Raw genomic sequence first — 19,583 nt, 5'->3', positions numbered from 1 at the left:
TACATGGAATCTTCGATGTTAAAAATCTTTAATACAATGACGCGCCAAAAAGAGGAATTTAAACCTATCCATGCCGGGGAAGTCGGCATGTACGTGTGTGGTATTACGGTTTACGATCTCTGTCATATCGGCCATGGCCGTACCTTTGTTGCATTCGACGTTGTCTCGCGCTACCTGCGTTTTCTGGGCTACAACCTGAAATACGTGCGTAACATCACCGACATTGACGACAAAATCATCAAGCGCGCGAACGAAAATGGCGAAAGCTTTGTTGCGCTGGTGGATCGTATGATCGCGGAAATGCACAAAGATTTCGACGCCCTGAATATTCAGCGTCCGGACAGCGAGCCGCGTGCCACCCACCATATCCACGAAATTATCGACATCACCGAAAAGCTGATCGAACGTGGTCACGCCTATGTGGCCGATAACGGTGACGTGATGTTCTCCGTGCCGACTGACCCTACCTACGGTCAGCTTTCCCGTCAGGATCTGGATCAGCTGCAGGCCGGTGCGCGCGTTGATGTGGTGGACGTGAAGCGTAACCCGATGGACTTCGTGCTGTGGAAGATGTCCAAAGAGGGCGAACCAAGCTGGCCTTCCCCGTGGGGCGAAGGGCGTCCTGGCTGGCACATTGAGTGCTCGGCGATGAACTGCAAACAGCTGGGCAAACATTTCGATATTCACGGTGGCGGTTCGGATCTGATGTTCCCGCACCATGAAAACGAAATTGCACAGTCAACCTGTGCGCATGGCGGCGAGTATGTGAACTACTGGATGCACTCCGGGATGGTGATGGTTGACCGTGAGAAGATGTCTAAATCTCTGGGCAACTTCTTCACCGTGCGCGACGTGCTGAAATATTACGATGCGGAAACCGTGCGCTACTTCCTGATGTCTGGTCACTATCGCAGCCAGCTGAACTACAGCGAAGAGAACCTGAAACAGGCGCGTGCGGCACTGGAGCGTCTGTACACTGCCCTGCGCGGTACCGATAAATCTGTACCCGCGGCAGGCGGTGAGGCATTTGAAGCGCGCTTTATTGACGTGATGAACGATGACTTCAACACGCCGGAAGCCTACTCCGTGCTGTTTGATATGGCGCGTGAAGTTAACCGTCTGAAGTCAGAAGATATGGCGGCAGCGAATGCATTGGCCTCCCATCTGCGTAAGCTCTCTTCGGTACTGGGTCTGCTGGAGCAGGAACCGGATCTGTTCCTGCAAAGCGGTGCGCAGGCGGACGATAGCGAAGTGGCGGAGATTGAGCAACTTATCAACGCGCGTCTGGAAGCGCGTCAGGCGAAAGACTGGGCGGCAGCAGATGCCGCGCGTAACCGTCTGACGGAAATGGGCATCATTCTGGAAGATGGCCCGCAGGGAACCACCTGGCGTCGGAAATAATTCTGGTGCGCGCTGATGCCCTCTCCCACCGGGAAAGGGTGCAAACACTAAAACGGCAACTGGGTTGCCGTTTTGCTTTTACCTCCGCTTCCACCACAACAGCCCCATCAGCACAACTCCTGGCAGCCACACCCACAGCAGCTCCGACATAATCACCTGATGCCCGTAGGGCGTGGTATAGCGTGACAGCGCAAACGGCGCGACCTTAATGACCTGCCACGGTGCAAAGAACCGTTCATCTGACCACGGCCACAGCCAGCCGACGCCTTTCCCACCGGTGGTGATGGAATCCAGCAAGCTGTGCGACAGCAGAGACACGGTTAAGAACAGCCAGCAGCGGGTCAGACTTGCCCGAAACCATCGTCGGCCCATCAGTACGCAAAGTATCGGCACCACAAAGGCAAACAGCAGGGAGTGGGTAAAGCCGCGGTGGCCGAACACATTACCGTAGGCAACGCCGAACTTAAACGCCAGCACGTCGGCGTCCGGCAGCATGGCGAGGACGACGCCGGCAAACAGCAGGCGGGGAGGAATGATTTTACGTCCCAGGCCTAAGCCCAGACACAAAGGCACTGCAGCGTGGGTGATAACGGTAGGCATTGCGATTATCCATGGCAAAGCAGGGAAATATAGCAGCGAATGGGCGCAATGAGGATGGTGTTAGCGTCTTAATTACGCCGATTCCCGGGCAATAAGCTGCCCGGAAAGGGTGATACGCTGTGTTTGCAGTTCCGGCTCTTTTAGCTTGCGGATGATCAACCCCGCCGTCTGACGCCCCGTCTCCTCACTGGCGGAGGAAACGTAGGTAAACGAGGGAGACGTCAGGTTCACGTGCAGCATATCTTCAAAACCAACCAGCGCGACCTGCTGGGTGAGAAACACATCTTTCCCCACGGTGCGCCCCACCTGATGAATGCCGGAGATGGAGCCGATCATCGCATCCGGCGAGTGGCAGAGCAGGGCGGTGATGGTGTTGTTTTTATCCAGCAGCTGGCGGGTGGCGAAACCTGCGGCCAGCGTGTCATCGCTACACGCAGGCGAGTATTCCTCACGCCAGACCAGGCCGTTCTGGGTCATCGCGCTGCGAAAGCCGAGCAGACGCTGCTCGCGGATAAGGCAGCCTTCACGACCCCCAATGTAGGCAATGTTGCGGTGTCCGCGCTCGATAAGATAACGCGCGGCAAGGTTCGCCGCCTGGCGGTTGTCGCGCATCACCAGATTACATTTTTCATCCAGCAGGGACTGAGAGACCACCACCAGCGGCAGCGGGCACTGGCGGATGTGTTCCGGCAGCGAGGATGCCCGGGTATCAGAGGCCAGATAGATAACGCCGGCGACCCCTTGCTGTTTAAACGACAGCAGGCAGCGCTCAAGATGTTCATGGTCGTTCAGCGGCTGGCCGAGGAAAACCATATACCCCTGTCTCTCCAGCTCCTGGACGATGCTCGCCATCACCTTAATGGAAAAGCTGTCGCTAAAGTCGCGCAGGATCAGGCCGATCAGGTTGGAGGTGTTGGCGCGGAGGTTGGCAGCGGCGACGTTGTGAACATAGCCCAGCGTAGTGATGGCAGCATTGACCTTCGCGATCGTTGCGTCTGAAATTTTCCCTTTCTGGCGCAGCACCAGCGACACGGTGGAGACCGAAACGCCCGCATGCTTTGCGACATCAATAATGCTGACTTTCTTCAAAACCGCTCCCTGAAATTTACCGATTATCAGCCAGATAAGACAACGTCCCCCAGCGTACAGGAGACGTGTCGTTCAGGCATCTTATTATTTGCCAATCATGGTGGACATGGTCTGGGCGATAAACTGTGCTCTGGCACCGAAAATCACCTGAATACCGTTATCACCGACGAACACTACGCCGCGGGCGCCAAGGCCGTTCAGACCGTCCTTATCAACCGCTTCACTTTTTGCCACTTCCAGGCGCAGACGGGTGATGCAGGAGCCGACGGAGTCGATGTTGTGCGCGCCGCCCAGCAGGTTGATGATCTCTGTGGCGAGTTCTGAATCTGACTTATCGTCCGCACTGGCGGTCACTTCTGTACGGCCCGGCGTTTTCACGTCGAAACGACGGATCACAAAGCGGAACGTGAAGTAGTAAATCAGGCCCATCGGAATGCCGATAATAATGGCGTTCAGGAAGTTAGTTTTGTAGCCGTTAAATGACGGCAGGATCCCGAACGACAGGTAGTCGATAAAGCCCGCAGAGAACGACTTGGCGATATGCGCATGCAGCAGATACATGGTCATGTACGCCAGACCGGCCATGATGGCGTTAAAGACGTACAGAATAGGGGCGACGAAAATAAAGGTAAATTCAACCGGCTCGGTGATCCCCGTCAGGAAGCAGGTGAGCGCCGCAGAGAACAAAATACCGGCCGCGATTTTTTTATTTTTGGTGTGTGCTTCGTGGTACATCGCCAGACACGCCGCAGGCAGCGCGAACAGCATCAGCGGGAATTCACCCTGCATGAACTTACCGGCGTTCTGGTAGCTGTCACTGCTGAAGGATTTGACCCCTTCTTCCAGCATCTTAAACCAGATGGTCTGGTCGCCGTGAATCACCTGACCGGCCTGGGTGGTGTAATCCCCAAACGAATACCAGAAAGAGGGATACCAGATGTGGTGCAGGCCGAGCGGGATCAGCGCACGTTCCACCAGACCAAAGATAAAGGTCGAGGCTGCCTGATTATCGCCATTAACCACCACGGAGAGCGCATCGATGCCCGCCTGGATATGCTGCCAGACATACGGCAACAGCAGGCCGAGCAGGAAAGAGAGAAACGCTGTCGCAATCGCCACAAAGCGTTTCCCGGAGAAGAACCCGAGGAACTCTGGCAGCTGCAGGGTGTGGAAACGGTTATAGCACCAGGCGGCGAGAATACCGCAGATCAGGCCGCCGAAGACGCCCATCTGCAACGTCGGGATGCCGACCACCATCGCGTATTTGCCGCCCTGAGACGCCATTTCCGGCGTGATGCTCAAGACGGTGCTGATGGTGATGTTGGTGACAAACACCGAGACCGCCGCCGAGAGCGCGGCAATGCCGGACTCGGATGCCAGCCCCACGGCGGAACCAATGGCAAACAGCATCGGCAGGTTATCAAAGATAACCCCGCCCGCGTTCATCATCAGCGGCAGGTGAAACTTATCGCCAAAGGCCAGCAGCAGGCCCGCAGCGGGAAGCAGTGAAATTGGCAGCATTAACGCGCGACCAATCATCGATAATTTAGAGAGCGATTTAACAAACCCTGATATCAGACTCATGCTGATTTCCCCCGAGTAGCGCTTTTTTGGCGCTGTTATTGTAAGTAGAACGTTTTAGTAGAACGTTCTACTTATCGTGGGGAAAGAGTGAAAAACGCGCAACAGAATTTTCACTTTTCAACAGATGAAATAGTGATTATTTGAAGTCGATCGATAATTAACCGTGATGGGTGTGGGGGAATGTGGGTTCCCTCTCCCGACGGGAGAGGGGGGAGAGCATCAGGCGGTCACCGTCACGGTTTGCCCTTCAAAGCTCACGGTCTGACCCGCGACGATTTTGCAGCGTTTGCGGGTTTCCACTGCGCCGTCCACCTTAACAAGCCCGTCGGCAATGGCGATTTTGGCCTGTGCGCCGCTTTCGGTCCAGCCTTCCAGCTTCAGCAGATCGCACAGCTCAACGTGCGGATGTTTACCTAATGAAAATGTGGCCATCTTACGCGTCCTCTACGTCGTGGTACTCTTCGCATGCCTGCAAAGTATTCTGAATCAGTGTGGCAACGGTCATCGGGCCTACGCCGCCCGGTACAGGAGTAATGTAAGAGGCGCGAGCCGCAGCATCTTCGTAAACCACGTCACCGACCACTTTCCCGTTTTCCAGACGGTTAATACCGACGTCCACAACGATCGCGCCTTCTTTAATCCATTCACCCGGAATAAAGCCCGGCTTCCCGACCGCCACGATCAGCAGATCGGCGTTTTCTACGTGATGACGCAGATTTTTGGTGAAGCGGTGGGTCACGGTGGTGGTGCAACCAGCGAGCAGCAGCTCCATGCTCATCGGACGGCCAACAATGTTTGATGCGCCAATGACCACGGCGTTCAGACCGTAGGTATCTATGTTATAACGCTCCAGCAGCGTAACGATTCCGCGCGGCGTGCACGGACGCAGACGCGGGGCGCGCTGGCACAGACGGCCCACGTTGTACGGGTGGAAACCGTCAACGTCTTTGTCGGGGGCGATACGTTCCAGCACCTTCACGTTGTCGATGCCGGCTGGCAGCGGCAGCTGAACCAGAATACCGTCGATCGCGTTGTCGGCATTCAGGGTATCAATAAGTTCCAGCAGCTCTGCTTCGCTGGTGGTTTCCGGCAAATCGTAAGAGCGGGAGACGAACCCCACCTCTTCACACGCTTTGCGTTTGCTGCCGACATAAATCTGCGATGCCGGGTTGCTGCCGACCAGCACAACGGCCAGCCCGGGGGCGCGTTTTCCGGCAGCTTTACGCGCCTTCACTTTTTCCGCGACCTCAGAGCGCACCTGCTGCGCAATCGTTTTACCGTCAATAATCTTTGCTGCCATCAGAGAGAAGATTCCGTCTGTAACGTTTGAAAGGGGGGATTGCCTGTATTTTGTCAGAAGCGAGCGCCGCTGTCAGTCACCCTTTGCGAGTTTTCATCAGGAGGCCGTAAAAACCCTTCTGAGGGGATGGTCAATTTCTTAGGCAGGATTAGGATGTGACCTGGCGAAATGACAGCGTTTTGACATATTTTAAAATACATTCATGAGCTACTTTGTCTCCTCCGAAATAAGCTTTCAATTAATCAATTGAACGTATTTCTTATTCCCGATTATTCGCGGGAAGGGTTATTTACATTTTAAAGGAATAGACATGAAACTCAGCAACATTGCTTCTACTGTTATTGCTACTCTGGCCCTGGTTGCGGGTGCCGCAAATGCAGAAGATACAGTCACTCCGGTTACCGTAAATGGCGGTACCGTACACTTTAAAGGTGAACTGGTTAATGCTGCATGTTCAGTAAATACTGATTCTTCCGAGCAGACGGTTAACCTGGGCCAATACCGTACCGCGAAGTTCACGAAAGTGGGTGACACCACCTCTAATATTCCGTTCACCATTGAACTGAATGATTGTGACCCGCTGGTTGCGAAAACGGCCGCAGTTGCGTTCACCGGTCAGATCGACGCGACCGACAAAACCCTGCTGGCGGTAACCTCTGGTAACAACGACAACTCCGCGAAGGGCGTGGGCATCGAGATCCTCGACAGCAAATCCACCACCCTGACTCCAGATGGTTCAACCTTCTCTGCCGCGCAGAACCTGATCGAAGGGACTAACACCCTGAACTTCACCGCGCGTTACAAATCAACGGCTGCGACCACCGAGCCAGGCCAGGCAAACGCTGACGCCACTTTCGTAATGAAATACGAGTAATTCCTCCGCACAGGGATGTTCAGGCCTCAGGGAAGAGGCCGTCATACGCAAAGGCCAGGAACGAAGGATGACAAGGACCGGAACACTACTGCTGTTAACCCTTGCGATGGCCTGCCAGGCCTCAGCACATACCGTGGTAATCGACGGCGGCAAAGTTCATCTCAGAGGTGAGCTGGTGAACGGCGGCTGCGCCGTGGCACCCGACAGCCAGAACATGCGCATCGAAATGGGGCAGTACCGAACCAATTCATTTTCCGGTGTGGGCAGTTTTTCCACGGTCAATGTGCCCTTCACCGTGCGGCTGCTGGATTGCAGCGTGGATGTCTCGCGCACCGTGGGGATCCAGTTTCAGGGCGTTACGCCAGCAGAAGATCCGCAGGTTTTTCTGACGACATCGCGGCCAGGTGAATCACCGATAAGCAGCGGCGTCGGGCTGGCTCTTTTTGACGAACAACAACGTCAGATTATCCCGAACGCAACGGCCGTCAGCTGGTTGCCGGTGAATACCAGTGAGCTTGCGTTTCATTTTAGCGCCCGCTATCGGGCTATTTCCGAACACCTCGTGCCAGGCAATATTCAGTCGGATGTCTGGTTTACGTTGATTTATCCATAACACCTGCGAACACATTATTAAAGGTACGGTTGTGATGAATACCCTAATTAAACCAGGACTGTTTTTATCGTTAATTTTAATGATGGTTTCTGCATGCGCAAATGCTTCCGGCGGTATTGCGCTGGGGGCCACCCGCGTTATTTATCCGGCAGATGCAAAGCAAACTTCGCTGGCGATCACCAACAGCAATAAACAAGAGCGCTATTTAATCAACGCGTGGATCGAAAATGCGAACGGGCAAAAAGAAAAAACCTTTGCCGTGACCCCGCCGCTGTTTGTCAGCGAGCCGGACAGCGAAAACACGCTGCGCATTATTTATGCCGGGCCCGCGCTGCCTGCCGATCGTGAATCGCTCTTCTACATGAACGTGAAAGCGATCCCGTCCGTGAACAAAGCGAAAACGGAAAACAATAACGTGCTGCAGCTGGCTATCCTGTCGCGGATCAAGCTGTTTGTCCGCCCGACAAATCTGCCGATGCAGCCGGAAGAGGCGCTCTCGCAGCTGCGTTTTGAGCGCGTCGGCAACCACCTCAAAGTCAGTAACGCTTCGCCGTATTACATCACGCTGGTCAATATGAAGCTGGGCGGACAGACGCTGGATAACCTGATGGTTGCGCCTAAAAACTCGGCGCAGCAGGTACTGCCAGCCGCCGCAAGCGGTACGCTCTCCTGGCAGAGCGTGAATGACTACGGTGCCATTACGCCGGCGCGTAGCGTCAACCTGTGAGCAGAGTCAGGGCGATGAATAATCACCAGGGACGTTACTGCCCGGTCGCACTGGCGCTGATGGCAGCGCTCTGGCCACAGGCTGGCTGGAGCGAAAGCTACTTTAACCCGGCCTTCTTGTCCGATGACACCGCCAACGTGGCGGATTTATCGCGTTTTGAACAAGGTCACCAGCAGGCGCCTGGCGTTTATCGCGTGGATATCTGGCGTAACGATGAGTTTATCGCGACGCAGGATGTGCGCTTCGAGCAGGCCGACAATACACCGCCGGTTGCCGGTGGGCTGTCGCCGTGCATTACGCGCGTGATGCTGGAGCGTTTTGGCGTCAATATCGCGGCCTTTCCTGAGCTGGTTAACGTAAAAGGGGAGACCTGTATTCCCCTGGCGAAGGCTATTCCCGGCAGTGAGATCGCGTTCAACTTTGCCTCGTTGCGCCTGAATATCAGCCTGCCACAGGTGGCGATGCAGAACAGCGCACGCGGTTATATTCCGCCCGATCAATGGGATGAAGGGATCCCTGCCGCGCTGGTGAACTACAGCTTTACCGGCAACCGCGGGAGCGAGGACGACAGCTATTATCTGAACCTGCAGAGCGGGCTGAACTATGGCGCGTGGCGTTTACGCAATAATGGCGCATGGCGTTATACACAGAATAACGGGCAGCGGCACAGCAACTGGCAGAATATTGGCACCTGGGCGCAGCGCACCGTGATCCCGCTGAAAAGCGAGCTGGTACTGGGCGACAGCAATACCGGTAATGACGTTTTCGACAGCGTGGGTTTTCGCGGCGGGCGGCTCTTCTCGTCTGACAGCATGTACCCGGACAGCCTGCAGGGCTACGCGCCAACCGTTCGCGGCATCGCCCGAACGCCCGCCAAAGTGGTCGTTCGACAAAACGGCTACGTTATCTATCAAAGCTATGTACAGCCTGGCGCCTTTGCCATCACCGATCTTAACCCAACCTCGTCAAGCGGTGACCTTGAGGTGACGGTTGAAGAGAAGGATGGCAGCCAGCAGCGCTATACCGTGCCGTATTCCACCGTGCCCCTCCTGCAGCGCGAAGGTCGCTGGAAATATGACCTGGTGGCCGGGGATTACCGCAGCGGCAACAGCGAACAGGATACGCCATTCTTCACGCAGGGTACGTTGATTACCGGGCTTGGCGACGGCTACACGCTGTACGGCGGTACCCAACTCGCGTCACGTTATACCGCGGTGGCCATCGGGGCGGGGAAAAACCTCGGTGACTGGGGGGCAGTGTCGCTCGATATCACCCATGCCCGCAGTCAGCTCGCGGATGACAGCCGCCATGAAGGGCAGTCGCTGCGTTTCCTCTATGCAAAATCGCTTAACGGATTCGGAACCAACTTCCAGCTGCTGGGCTACCGCTACTCCACAAAAGGGTTCTACACCCTGGACGATGTCGCGTGGCGTTCGATGGAAGGCTACCAGTATGCCGACAACCAGGATGATGACGGTGTGCCGGATGTGGAGAGTTATCACAACCTGACGTGGAATAAAAAAGGGCGTTTCCAGCTCAATATTTCCCAGTCGCTGGGGGATTACGGCTCGGTCTATATCTCCGGTAGTGAACAGACGTACTGGGGCACCGATGAGTCCAACCTCTGGTATCAGCTGGGGTACGCGGGTGGCGTGAAGGGCGTCAACTACTCCGTGTCCTGGTCATGGAACAAATCGGTCGGGATAGACGGCACGGACCGAATCGCGTCGTTTAACCTCTCCGTACCGTTCAGCCTCTTTACCCGCCAGGGTTTTCGTCGGGACAGCGCCATTGACCGCGCCTATGCCACGGCGTCAGCCAGCCGTAATAGTGATGGCGACACAAGCTGGCAAACCGGGGTCAGTGGGACGTTGCTGGAAGATCGCAACCTGAACTACAGCGTGACCCAGGGCCACACCAGCAATAACGGCTCAAGCGGAAGCGCCAGCGCGAACTGGCAGGCAACCTACGGCACGCTGGGGGTTGGCTACAACTACGCACGCGACCAGCACGATCTCAACTGGCAGCTCTCCGGCGGCGTGGTCGGCCATGCGGATGGCGTAACCTTCAGCCAGCCGCTGGGTGATACCAACGTTCTGATCAAAGCGCCGGGAGCATCGGGCGTGAGCGTGGAAAACCAGACCGGTGTGAAAACCGACTGGCGTGGCTATGCGGTGATGCCGTATGCCACCGTCTACCGCTATAACCGCGTGGCGCTGGATACCAACACCATGAGCAATAACACCGATATCGAAAATAACGTGAGCAGCGTGGTGCCGACAAAAGGGGCGCTGGTACGCGCCAGCTTTGATACCCGTATTGGCGTGCGCGCCCTGCTGACCGTCACGCGCGGCAACCAGCCTGTGCCATTCGGTGCCGTGGTGCGTGAAACCCAGAGCGGCGTCACCAGTATGGTGGGCGATGACGGACAGATTTACCTGAGCGGCCTGCCGCTGGAAGGTGAACTGCTGATCCAGTGGGGCAACGGGATGCAATCCCAGTGTCGTGCGCACTACAGCTTGCCAGAAAAGAGCCTGCAACAGGCAATCACACTTAAGGGGATTCGCTGTGAGTAAAATCCATTGCCTGGCTTTATCACTTCTCTCTATTTTGCCCGTGGGGAATGCCTTAGCCACCGTGTGTGTGAATGAAAAGGGCGTCCCTACGGAGGTGCATTACGACCTGACGGATAAATTTAACAGTTCGAATAACCAGATCGGACAGGTGGTGACGCTCAGCGAGAAATCGCAGTGGGTGGGGGTGAATGCCGTCTGCCCGAAGGGCACCACCGGAAACACGACCAAACGTAGTTATGTTACCGATTACCCGGTCACGGGAACGAGTGATGGCTATCAGTACCTGAAGCTAAACGACTATCTGGATGGGGCAATGAAAATTACGGACAGCTTTGCTGGCGTATTTTATCCGCCCAAAAGTTACATCCAGATGGGGAGTCACCCGAACGTCTCTAAAAACAAACCGTTTGGCGTTCAGGATTCCAGCCTCGTCTTTCGCCTTAAAGTGACACGACGGTTTATAAATATGGTGGTGATCCCGCGGGCGACCATGTTCCGCGTCTATGTCACCACTACCTCTTCTGATCCGTTAACCTCGCCGGTCTACACCATCAGCTACAGCGGGACCATTCAGGTGCCGCAAAGCTGCGCCATCAATGCGGGGAATATCGTGGAGTTTGACTTCGGCGATATCGGGGCCTCCCTGTTCAGCAAGGCCGGGGCGGGTAACAAACCGGAGGGGGTAACCGCGCAAAGCAAAACCATCGCCATCAAATGCACCAACGTGGAAGCGAACGCAATGCTGACGATGCGCGTTGAGGCAGAAAAGGTCTCCAGCAACGCGGTGGTGTCGGATAACCCCGATGTGGGGTTTGTGATTGCCAACGAAAGCGGTACCCCGCTAACGCCCAACAACCTGACCAGCAAAATCCCGTTCCGTCTCGACGACAGCGCGCAGGCGCTGGTGGGGATCCGGGTCTGGCCGGTCAGCGTGACGGGGAATAAGCCTGCTGAAGGCCGTTTCACGTCGCGGGGTTATCTGCGTGTGGATTACGATTAAGGGGAAGAGATGCGGAACCGGAACTGGCATTTCGCCGCGATGACACTGATGATGCTTCACGCCAGCGCGCAGGCAGCCACTGCGCTGGGGGAGATCAATATTCAGATGTACGGCAACATTGTTGATTTTACCTGTGTGGCCGAGGGCAGCGATAGCGACAAGAGCGTCACGCTGGGAACCTGGCCCACGAAACAGCTCAGCACCACGGGAAGTCGCACGCAGCCCATGCCGTTTACGCTGAAGCTGACCGGCTGTCCGCCAGGTGCGGCGTCCATTACGTTTTCGGGTAAAGCCGACGGAAGCAATAACGGGTTACTGGCGCTCAATGACGCCAGTACGGCAAGCAACGTTGCCGTCGAGATCAGGGATGCGGATAAAACGCGTCTGGCACTTCAGCAGGCCAGCCAGCCGGTAGCGGTTGATGCGCAGGGAAATGCGACATTGTCATTTTATGCCAATTATATTGCCACTGCTGATAACCCTCAGCCCGGACGGGCTGATGCTGATGCCACCTTCATGATTAATTATAATTAGCGCTGACCGCACTCCCTGCAGCTCGGATAAGCTGCAGGGAGTGAATTCAGGTTATAGCAGTTCGTGTGCTTTGGCATAATCAATTAATTCAACGATGCTTTGCACACCCAGCTTGGAATAAATATTGGATTTATGTGCGCTGATGGTTTTGTTGCTTAATAGTAACTGCTCTGCAATCTCCTTATTGGATAAACCATTTGCCAGGTAACGTAATACCGTCACCTCACGATTCGATAATGGCATATCCGCGACCATCCCTTTCCCCGAACCCAAATGGTTTATAAAATTCAACGTTTCCGACGGGAAAAAAGAATAGCCCATCAGGATCATTTCAACGGCGTTGTAGATCTCGCCCAAATCTTTTCGTTTACTGACAAAACCATTTGCCCCGGCGCGAATGGCGCGTCCTGCGTAAAAAGACTCGGATTTTGAAGAGAGGAACAGGACCTTGATGTCTTTATTTAAGTTTCTGATTCTCTTCAGTAAAGCGAAGCCATCTGTGCCCGTAAGTTCGATGTCCAGGATCACCAGATCGATAGGGTGGTTACGGATACAGTCAAGGACTTCATGGCTGTCGCCAGACTTGAGTTTGACTGTGATGTTTTTATTTTTCTGTAGCAGGACTTCTATCGACATTCTGACGATAGGGTGTTCGTCCATAATGATAACGGATGCCGGTTTCATTTTTAATGCCTCAGACTGTTAAAAGCGTTATGCCGAGTTTGGTTAAAACTCTCGAAATGCCGGAAGGATAAATGTGCAGATCCTTATACCGTAGTATTTCCCTGGAAAGAGCGAAAGCATCCTTGTTAACGTAGTGAAGAAATCTATGCCTCAGCGCGGTCATCTCATTTGGCTGGTGTTGGCAAAAAGGTTTTTCTTATTCATATTTGATACGCGTCTTATTATACCGTGTAAGTTTTTTCCGAAAACCCTGTAAATTACCCCTCGCTTATTACTTTGTATTATCTTCTGGATCCGAATAGCTATTTTTTTAAAATTAGCTTAAATATCCTGTTATCCCATTTACCACATCTTTTGATCTTTATGTAATAACAAAAAATGACATATCACACTGTATGTTGATCAAATGTTAACAAATCGACAGCCGTTTTCAGGGGCTGAAAGCGGGATCGGATGGCGAAAAAGTGTTCACAGAGGGCACCAGACCTTCGTTTGAAAGTGATCGGGTCGCCGCCGGAAAGGGCACCCGTCGTACAGCAGAACATACTACAGACTTCGCTTTTGACTGCCAGGCAGTCTCGCCGAGCCGCTTGTTTTTACATCATTATCGTCTTATTAACTCCTTTATCAAACACTTAACGCACGGAGGAAAGTGCTGCAGATTATTCATTCTGTGACATTTCACATGGTTTAAGCCCGTAAATTAGGAATAGTTATAAAATTGAAATTATTGTTAAAATTTAACAAATAAGTAACATGATTGATAAGTAAATTCCTAAAGGTCTTTAGGAAATAAGGGCTTAGTGGGTGGGTTAGAAGGTGCAGTCTGAGAGGTTATTGAGAAGGTGTAGCAGTTCCTGGCGATGGGTCAGACCCAGTTTCAACAGAATGCAGCTGAGACGATAGATAATGCGGCTATAGGGGCGATTCTGCATCAACGCTATCTGGCGAAGGGTCTTCCCCCGCGATAACTCCTGCAAAATAGGCCATTCGGTGCGGGAGAACCAGTCTTTATCGCAGCCCTGGGGAGGGCTGGTATCCATCAGGCTGTGCTGGAAAGCAGACGGCGTCAGCTGACGTTCGAGCACGTGAAAAGGGCCCGCCGCTTTGCAGAACAGGCGAGTATCGTAATTATCCGCCCTGACTAACAGATAGGGCGTCAGAAAAGGGGGATAGAGGCTATGCCTTCTGAGCTGATCCAGCTTGTCGATCAGCGCAGTGGAGCGGCTTTCAATATCCACCACCAGGCGGGCGGATGGCCACTGGGCCAGGGCGCTAAACGCATCCTCAAGCGTGGGATAGTCGCAACAGCTGCTCAGGGGAAATTGGCCGTTGAGAAAACCGGTGCGCAGAAAATGATCCTCCGTCACCAGAATGATAAACGGAGCGTCTGTTTTGCGGGGCTGGCTGATGGACTGACTCAAAAATTCGAGCCGGTCGAAGAAGGGGGGAGCAAAAGGCGAGCGCGTAAATCCCAGTGCATCACTTCCTGTACGCCGCCGCCGGTAACGGCGCACTGTCATTCGCATGGCCTCCCCCCTGGAAATGGCTTTTTAATCCTCCGGCCATGTCCAGGACGGCCAGTAATAGCCCTGGCCGAGTTCTGCGCCTGCCTGCAGTGCCCAGGTACAATCCTGCTCAGTCTCAATACCTTCAATAAGCACTTTCCCGGCAAGCTGAAAGCACCGGGACACCAGTTGCCGTAGCGCGGGTGTGGCGCGTAAACGCCAGAATGCATCCTTATCGATTTTTACGCCGCTTAACGGTAACCGGCAGGATAAAAAGGGCGGGATGAGTGTTTCATCAATGTCATCCAGCCAGATACCGTGACCTTGTTTTATGAGCTGCAACAGGCTCCGGGTAACGGTCTGCCTCTGCGCGGCTGACAGCGTTAAAAAAGCACTGGGGTCGACAAGTTCAATATTCAGCGGCGGACATTTTATCCGGCTAAGCCGCTGAAAAGCGTCGGGCTCTGTCAGGACGGTTATCGGCAGATTAATGAAAAAATTATTACAGTGCGGGGTATTTTTTAACGCGGTGAGCTGTGCTTCAAGCAGCGTTATCGACCAGTCTGCAGACTGATGGCGGAAAAAGGCTTCGCTATGCTGCGTTTCAGACAGGACGCTAAGGACCTCTACGCCGACCCTGCGTAAAGAGGAGAGGGCGACGATGGGCTCAAGTTTGATGCCGACGATGTCCTGAGAAAGGTACTGTAACCGGGGGGGCGTATAGGTCAGGTTTTGCGCTGTCACTCCATGGTCCTGTTGTCTGTCAGCCTCCAGGCGGCCGGGATACCTCACACTAGTGTGACGAGCTGACGCTCAGGAAAACAGCAGGCGTTACTTAAATGCAACTAAGCCTTTTCGCAGCGCGAAATTCTACGACGGAAAAGCGATGAATGTTGAAAAAACAGCCGTATTTACAATCGGCTAGCGGTAATTGCCCCTGAAAGCCGAAAAGGCATTGACTCACCTGCCATTGACCGTATAATTCCAGGCGTTTCACCACCGCGAAGTTCACTCTTCTCAGTGCGCCCTTAGCTCAGTTGGATAGAGCAACGGCCTTCTAAGCCGTAGGTCGTAGGTTCGAATCCTACAGGGCGTGCCATTTACTGCCTTCACCGTTTTTGCTTACACTCTTCCGTTTTACGCTAAATACACGTTTATGCCGATCTCATTCTGTCGATTAAATAATCGGGAAATAAATAGAACGCTAATCAATATTTGTTATTTTTCCAGCCTAAGGTTTTCTTAATCTTTATTTCATCCATTTTTATAATCTGGATTTTTATCATATTTATCCGCTGTATAAGAATATTTTACACTTTTACGACTAAACTTGATTGATACTAATTATCATTAGCGTTTTTGTATGCTTTAATCCTGTCCCACAACGCTATGCGTGGTAAATCACCCTGGTCTATAAAGGATATGTTCATGAATTCTCGCCTGTTGTCATGCTTCTCGCTTGCCTTGTTGTCTTCATCTCTTTTCCTTTCCACACAAGCACTTGCCGCTGATAACAACGAAGGTATCGTTGTTTATAACGCGCAGCATGAAAATCTGGTGAAGTCGTGGGTAGACGGTTTTACCAAAGAAACGGGTATTAAGGTGACGCTGCGTAATGGCGATGACAGCGAGCTGGGTAACCAGCTGGTTCAGGAAGGCACGGCATCACCTGCAGACGTGTTTCTGACGGAAAACTCGCCTTCAATGGTTCTGGTGGATAATGCCAAACTGTTCGCGCCACTGGATGCAGAGACCCTGAAGCAGGTGCCTGCGGAATTTCGTCCTGCGCACGGCCGCTGGATCGGGATTGCTGCGCGTAGCACGGTGTTTGTCTATAACCCGGAAAAATTGAGCGAACAGCAATTGCCAACATCGCTGATGGATCTGGCGAAACCTGAGTGGAAAGGCCGCTGGGCGGCATCGCCGTCAGGCGCGGATTTCCAGGCGATCGTAAGTGCGATGCTGGCCCTGAAAGGCGAGCAGGCCACCCTTGAGTGGCTGAAGGCGATGAAAACCAATTTTGTGGCCTACAAAGGTAACAGCACCGTGATGAAAGCCGTTAACGCCGGCCAGATTGATGGCGGTGTGATTTATCACTACTACCGTTTTGTCGATCAGTCCAAAACGGGTGAAAACAGCAAAAACACCCAACTCTACTACTTCAAACATCAGGATCCGGGTGCCTTTGTCAGCCTTTCCGGCGGTGGCGTACTGGCGTCCAGCAAACACAAAGAACAGGCTCAGGCATTCATCAAGTGGATCACCGGCAAAGAAGGTCAGGAGAGCCTGCGCACCAATAACGCGTTTGAATATGCGGTTGGCGTGAACGCGGCCTCTAACCCGAAACTGGTTCCGCTGAAAGATCTGGATGCGCCGAAAGTGGAACCTTCAACGCTTAACAGCAAAAAAGTTATCGAGCTGATGACGCAAGCCGGCCTGCTGTGATCCTGAGAGTTAAGTGAACGCCTTATGTCTGGTCTGAGTCTCGACATCGGAAAAAACAGGATGCAGGAGCCTGCCCGCAGGCGACCTGCGCTGCCGATGGTTGCGTTAGCTGTCTTATTTTCATTAATGGCGCTTCTGCCTCTGGGTTTTATCATTGCCATTGGCATTGAGACGGGCTGGGAGACCATTAAGACGCTGGTGTTCCGCCCGCGTGTTGCTGAACTGCTCAGCAACACGCTGTGGCTGACGGCCTTAGCGGTTCCGCTTTGTATTGTGACCGGCGTGGCGATAGCCTGGCTCACGGAGCGTACCCGGCTGGCCGGGCGGGGAATATGGTCTGCGCTGGCGGTCGCCCCGCTGGCAATCCCCGCGTTTGTACAAAGCTATGCCTGGGTGAGCGTCGTCCCCTCCCTGCACGGTCTTTCCGCGGGAGTATTTCTCTCTGTTTTAGCCTACTACCCGTTTATCTACATGCCGGTTGCCGCGGTACTGCGCCGCCTCGACCCGACGCTTGAAGATGTGGCCGCGTCGCTCGGCACGCCGCCGTGGCGGGTCTTTTTCCGCGTAGTGTTGCCGCAGCTCAAGCTTGCTATCTGCGGCGGGGCGCTGCTGGTCGCGCTGCACCTGCTGGCGGAATACGGCCTGTACGTGATGATCCGCTTTGATACGTTCACCACCGCGATTTATGACCAGTTTCAGTCTACCTTCAGCGGCCCGGCAGCCAATATGCTGGCGGGCGTGCTGGCCTTATGCTGTCTGGCCATCTTAATGCTGGAAGGAGTGACGCGCGGAAAAGCACGCTATGCGCGCATCGGCGGCGGGGCAGCACGTGAACAGAAACGCTGGCCGCTGAAGCCGGTCGCGGCCACGCTGGGCCAGCTGTTTTTCCTCACGCTGATCGTGCTGGCGCTGGGCGTACCGTTAATTGTGCTCTGTCGCTGGGTCTGGCTGGGCGGTATTGAGAACTGGATGAGCGCGGACCTCTGGCACTCCCTGCGCCAGACGCTCATGCTCGGCGTGGGTGGGGCACTGCTGACCACGGCCTGCGTGATCCCCATTGCGTGGCTCGGTATCCGTTATCCGCACCGCGTTTTCCGGATGCTGGAAGGGTGTATCTACATCACCAGCTCGCTGCCGGGGATTGTAACCGCTCTCGCGCTGGTAACGGTGACGATTCATTACGCCCGCCCCATTTATCAGACGGAAATTACGCTGTTCCTCGCCTATCTGCTGATGTTTATGCCCCGCGCGCTCATCAACCTGCGGGCCGGGATTGCACAGGCGCCGGTAGAGCTGGAAAACGTGGCGCGTAGCCTTGGCAGCACGCCTGCGAAGGCGCTGTGGAGCGTCACCATGCGGCTGGCCGCGCCGGGTGCCGCCGCGGGGGCTGCGCTTGTTTTTCTCGGCGTCAGCAACGAACTGACCGCCACGCTGCTGCTCTCCCCGCTGGGAACACGCACGCTTTCCACCGGTTTCTGGGCGCTGACCAGTGAGATCGATTATGTTGCCGCCGCGCCGTACGCGATGCTGATGATCCTGATTTCACTCCCGCTGACCGCCATCCTCTACGTGCAGTCGAAAAAAATTGCAGGACTATGACATGCTTGAATTGACGTCCATTTCTAAATCCTTTTCCGGTGTGCAGGTGCTCGACAGCTTAAACCTGAGCGTTGCGCCGGGGAGCCGGACGGCGATAGTCGGGCCGTCCGGGTCAGGGAAAACGACGCTGCTGCGCATTCTTGCCGGCTTTGAAACGCCGGACGCCGGGCGGATAGTGATGCAGGGCCGAACGCTGTTTGACGAAAACAGCTTCGTTCCCGCCCATCTGCGCGGCATCGGCTTTGTTCCCCAGGAGGGGGCGTTATTCCCGCATCTCAGCGTTGCAGACAACATTGCCTGGGGGCTGGACGGCACGCGCCACGAAAAGCGCCAGCGCGTAGAGGCGCTGATGGAGATGGTGTCGCTGGACAGGCAGCTCGCGACCCACTGGCCGCATGAGATTTCTGGCGGACAGCAGCAGCGTGTGGCGCTCGCCCGCGCGCTGGCTCAGCGTCCTTCATTGATGCTGCTGGATGAGCCGTTCTCGGCGCTCGATACCGGTCTTCGCGCCATGACCCGCAAAGCGACCGCTGACCTGCTGGCGGAAGCGGGCGTTGCCTCGATTCTGGTGACGCACGATCAAAACGAAGCGTTATCTTTTGCCACCCAGGTGGCGGTAATGCGTTCCGGGCGCTTCACCCAGGTGGGTACCCCGTATGACGTCTACACTCAGCCCGTTGATGAAGAGACCGCGCTGTTTCTGGGCGACGCGGTGATCCTGCCCGCTCAGCTTACCGCCGGCCATGCGGTGTGCGCGCTGGGTGAGATACCCACCAACAATACGCATGCCACCGGGCAGGGCCGCGTCATGATGCGCCCAGAACAACTGCGCGTGACGGCGTGCGCGCCGCATGAAAGCCCGGTGTCGATAATTGATGTCGATTTTACCGGTCATTTGTCCACGCTCACCCTGGCGTTTGCCGGGCATCAGGAGCCTGTTGTTCTGAAGACCGTAAGCCAGCCTGGCTGGAATCCGGGTACGGCTGTGCGTATTGATGTTGCGGGAACCGCCCGCGTTTTATCGTTCTCCCGCCGCGCCTGAAAGACCG

At 54.7% G+C, this 19,583-nt stretch carries 18 protein-coding genes and 1 tRNA gene; 11 read left to right on the top strand and 8 right to left on the bottom strand.

The annotated features are described in order from the left end of the window. Nucleotides 1-15: 15 nt before the first annotated feature. Complete coding sequence (cysS, locus tag BJ887_RS18570; protein ID WP_020885161.1) at nucleotides 16-1,401, top strand: cysteine--tRNA ligase; 1,386 nt, start codon at nucleotides 16-18, stop codon at nucleotides 1,399-1,401. A 78-nt stretch (nucleotides 1,402-1,479) separates the two neighbouring features. Here the strand turns inward: cysS and BJ887_RS18565 are convergent, their stop codons facing one another. The 5 genes from BJ887_RS18565 to folD all read right to left on the bottom strand — a co-directional run bounded on the left by BJ887_RS18565 (nucleotide 1,480) and on the right by folD (nucleotide 5,974). Further along, nucleotides 1,480-2,001, bottom strand: a complete 522-nt coding sequence (locus tag BJ887_RS18565; protein ID WP_040016810.1) for a metal-dependent hydrolase — start codon at nucleotides 1,999-2,001, stop codon at nucleotides 1,480-1,482. 72 nt (nucleotides 2,002-2,073) lie between these two features. Then, nucleotides 2,074-3,090 carry a Mal regulon transcriptional regulator MalI gene (gene malI, locus BJ887_RS18560; protein ID WP_121340269.1) on the bottom strand — a complete coding sequence of 339 codons (1,017 nt, stop codon included), beginning with the start codon at nucleotides 3,088-3,090 and terminating at the stop codon, nucleotides 2,074-2,076. Between the two features lie 84 nt (nucleotides 3,091-3,174). Beyond that, entirely contained in the window at nucleotides 3,175-4,674 is a 1,500-nt protein-coding gene (locus BJ887_RS18555; RefSeq protein ID WP_014168943.1) for a PTS transporter subunit EIIC, read from the bottom strand. A 219-nt stretch (nucleotides 4,675-4,893) separates the two neighbouring features. After that, the gene (gene ybcJ, locus BJ887_RS18550; protein ID WP_014168944.1) at nucleotides 4,894-5,106 is read right to left on the bottom strand and encodes a ribosome-associated protein YbcJ; all 213 of its coding nucleotides are present in this window, start codon (nucleotides 5,104-5,106) and stop codon (nucleotides 4,894-4,896) included. A 1-nt stretch (nucleotide 5,107) separates the two neighbouring features. After that, nucleotides 5,108-5,974: a bifunctional methylenetetrahydrofolate dehydrogenase/methenyltetrahydrofolate cyclohydrolase FolD gene (folD, locus tag BJ887_RS18545; RefSeq protein ID WP_014168945.1), complete on the bottom strand. Its 867-nt coding sequence runs from the start codon at nucleotides 5,972-5,974 to the stop codon at nucleotides 5,108-5,110. Nucleotides 5,975-6,284: 310 nt separating this feature from the next. Between folD and fimA the strand changes: the two genes are divergently transcribed. The 6 genes from fimA (at nucleotide 6,285) to sfmF (ending at nucleotide 12,298) form a co-directional block, all read left to right on the top strand. After that, complete coding sequence (gene fimA, locus BJ887_RS18540) at nucleotides 6,285-6,848, top strand: type 1 fimbrial major subunit FimA (protein WP_121340268.1); 564 nt, start codon at nucleotides 6,285-6,287, stop codon at nucleotides 6,846-6,848. Nucleotides 6,849-6,915: 67 nt separating this feature from the next. After that, nucleotides 6,916-7,461 (top strand): type 1 fimbrial protein subunit FimI, encoded by a 546-nt coding sequence (gene fimI, locus BJ887_RS18535; protein WP_121340267.1) that lies wholly within the window; start codon nucleotides 6,916-6,918, stop codon nucleotides 7,459-7,461. A gap of 34 nt (nucleotides 7,462-7,495) precedes the next feature. Continuing rightward, nucleotides 7,496-8,188 carry a type 1 fimbria chaperone FimC gene (gene fimC, locus BJ887_RS18530; RefSeq protein WP_020885156.1) on the top strand — a complete coding sequence of 231 codons (693 nt, stop codon included), beginning with the start codon at nucleotides 7,496-7,498 and terminating at the stop codon, nucleotides 8,186-8,188. A 14-nt stretch (nucleotides 8,189-8,202) separates the two neighbouring features. Further along, nucleotides 8,203-10,764, top strand: coding sequence for a fimbrial biogenesis usher protein (locus BJ887_RS18525; protein ID WP_068795143.1), 2,562 nt, complete (start codon nucleotides 8,203-8,205; stop codon nucleotides 10,762-10,764). Further along, complete coding sequence (gene fimH, locus BJ887_RS18520) at nucleotides 10,757-11,764, top strand: type 1 fimbria D-mannose specific adhesin FimH (RefSeq protein ID WP_121340266.1); 1,008 nt, start codon at nucleotides 10,757-10,759, stop codon at nucleotides 11,762-11,764. Before BJ887_RS18525 ends, fimH begins: the two co-directional genes overlap by 8 nt. A gap of 9 nt (nucleotides 11,765-11,773) precedes the next feature. Continuing rightward, complete coding sequence (gene sfmF / locus BJ887_RS18515; protein WP_044858286.1) at nucleotides 11,774-12,298, top strand: fimbria assembly protein; 525 nt, start codon at nucleotides 11,774-11,776, stop codon at nucleotides 12,296-12,298. Nucleotides 12,299-12,349: 51 nt separating this feature from the next. Here sfmF and fimZ read toward each other — a convergent pair whose 3' ends face one another. The 3 genes from fimZ to BJ887_RS18495 form a co-directional block, all read right to left on the bottom strand. Next, complete coding sequence (fimZ, locus tag BJ887_RS18510) at nucleotides 12,350-12,982, bottom strand: fimbria biosynthesis transcriptional regulator FimZ (protein WP_014168952.1); 633 nt, start codon at nucleotides 12,980-12,982, stop codon at nucleotides 12,350-12,352. A gap of 812 nt (nucleotides 12,983-13,794) precedes the next feature. Then, a complete protein-coding gene (locus tag BJ887_RS18500; protein WP_032677572.1) occupies nucleotides 13,795-14,511 on the bottom strand; it encodes a response regulator transcription factor in 717 nt (238 codons plus the stop codon). A gap of 24 nt (nucleotides 14,512-14,535) precedes the next feature. Continuing rightward, on the bottom strand, nucleotides 14,536-15,234 hold the full coding sequence (locus BJ887_RS18495) for an EAL domain-containing protein (protein ID WP_121340265.1): 699 nt from the start codon (nucleotides 15,232-15,234) through the stop codon (nucleotides 14,536-14,538). Nucleotides 15,235-15,512: 278 nt separating this feature from the next. Between BJ887_RS18495 and BJ887_RS18490 the strand changes: the two genes are divergently transcribed. From BJ887_RS18490 to BJ887_RS18475, 4 genes are all read left to right on the top strand, one after another. Then, a tRNA-Arg gene (locus tag BJ887_RS18490) sits at nucleotides 15,513-15,589 on the top strand. Between the two features lie 329 nt (nucleotides 15,590-15,918). Next, complete coding sequence (locus tag BJ887_RS18485; protein ID WP_121340264.1) at nucleotides 15,919-16,935, top strand: iron ABC transporter substrate-binding protein; 1,017 nt, start codon at nucleotides 15,919-15,921, stop codon at nucleotides 16,933-16,935. A gap of 24 nt (nucleotides 16,936-16,959) precedes the next feature. Next, nucleotides 16,960-18,534: an iron ABC transporter permease gene (locus BJ887_RS18480; RefSeq protein ID WP_014168956.1), complete on the top strand. Its 1,575-nt coding sequence runs from the start codon at nucleotides 16,960-16,962 to the stop codon at nucleotides 18,532-18,534. A 1-nt stretch (nucleotide 18,535) separates the two neighbouring features. Then, nucleotides 18,536-19,576, top strand: a complete 1,041-nt coding sequence (locus BJ887_RS18475) for an ABC transporter ATP-binding protein (RefSeq protein ID WP_025204783.1) — start codon at nucleotides 18,536-18,538, stop codon at nucleotides 19,574-19,576. The last annotated feature ends 7 nt before the right edge of the window (nucleotides 19,577-19,583 follow it).

This window comes from Enterobacter sp. WPR_3_1, assembly GCF_003635055.1.
Lineage (GTDB): Bacteria > Pseudomonadota > Gammaproteobacteria > Enterobacterales > Enterobacteriaceae > Enterobacter > Enterobacter ludwigii.
The sequence above is the reverse complement of the archived record's forward strand: the minus strand, read 5'-3'. Positions and strand labels throughout refer to the sequence as shown.

Coding starts and splice junctions, on each gene's coding strand:
- fimI (WP_121340267.1), top strand. CDS start 6,916: ATGACAAGGACCGGAACACTACTGCTGTTAACCCTTGCGATGGCCTGC.
- fimZ (WP_014168952.1), bottom strand. CDS start 12,982: ATGAAACCGGCATCCGTTATCATTATGGACGAACACCCTATCGTCAGA.
- BJ887_RS18475 (WP_025204783.1), top strand. CDS start 18,536: ATGCTTGAATTGACGTCCATTTCTAAATCCTTTTCCGGTGTGCAGGTG.
- ybcJ (WP_014168944.1), bottom strand. CDS start 5,106: ATGGCCACATTTTCATTAGGTAAACATCCGCACGTTGAGCTGTGCGAT.
- sfmF (WP_044858286.1), top strand. CDS start 11,774: ATGCGGAACCGGAACTGGCATTTCGCCGCGATGACACTGATGATGCTT.
- fimC (WP_020885156.1), top strand. CDS start 7,496: ATGAATACCCTAATTAAACCAGGACTGTTTTTATCGTTAATTTTAATG.
- BJ887_RS18500 (WP_032677572.1), bottom strand. CDS start 14,511: ATGCGAATGACAGTGCGCCGTTACCGGCGGCGGCGTACAGGAAGTGAT.
- BJ887_RS18485 (WP_121340264.1), top strand. CDS start 15,919: ATGAATTCTCGCCTGTTGTCATGCTTCTCGCTTGCCTTGTTGTCTTCA.
- BJ887_RS18525 (WP_068795143.1), top strand. CDS start 8,203: ATGAATAATCACCAGGGACGTTACTGCCCGGTCGCACTGGCGCTGATG.
- fimA (WP_121340268.1), top strand. CDS start 6,285: ATGAAACTCAGCAACATTGCTTCTACTGTTATTGCTACTCTGGCCCTG.
- BJ887_RS18480 (WP_014168956.1), top strand. CDS start 16,960: ATGTCTGGTCTGAGTCTCGACATCGGAAAAAACAGGATGCAGGAGCCT.
- folD (WP_014168945.1), bottom strand. CDS start 5,974: ATGGCAGCAAAGATTATTGACGGTAAAACGATTGCGCAGCAGGTGCGC.
- BJ887_RS18565 (WP_040016810.1), bottom strand. CDS start 2,001: ATGCCTACCGTTATCACCCACGCTGCAGTGCCTTTGTGTCTGGGCTTA.
- cysS (WP_020885161.1), top strand. CDS start 16: ATGTTAAAAATCTTTAATACAATGACGCGCCAAAAAGAGGAATTTAAA.
- BJ887_RS18555 (WP_014168943.1), bottom strand. CDS start 4,674: ATGAGTCTGATATCAGGGTTTGTTAAATCGCTCTCTAAATTATCGATG.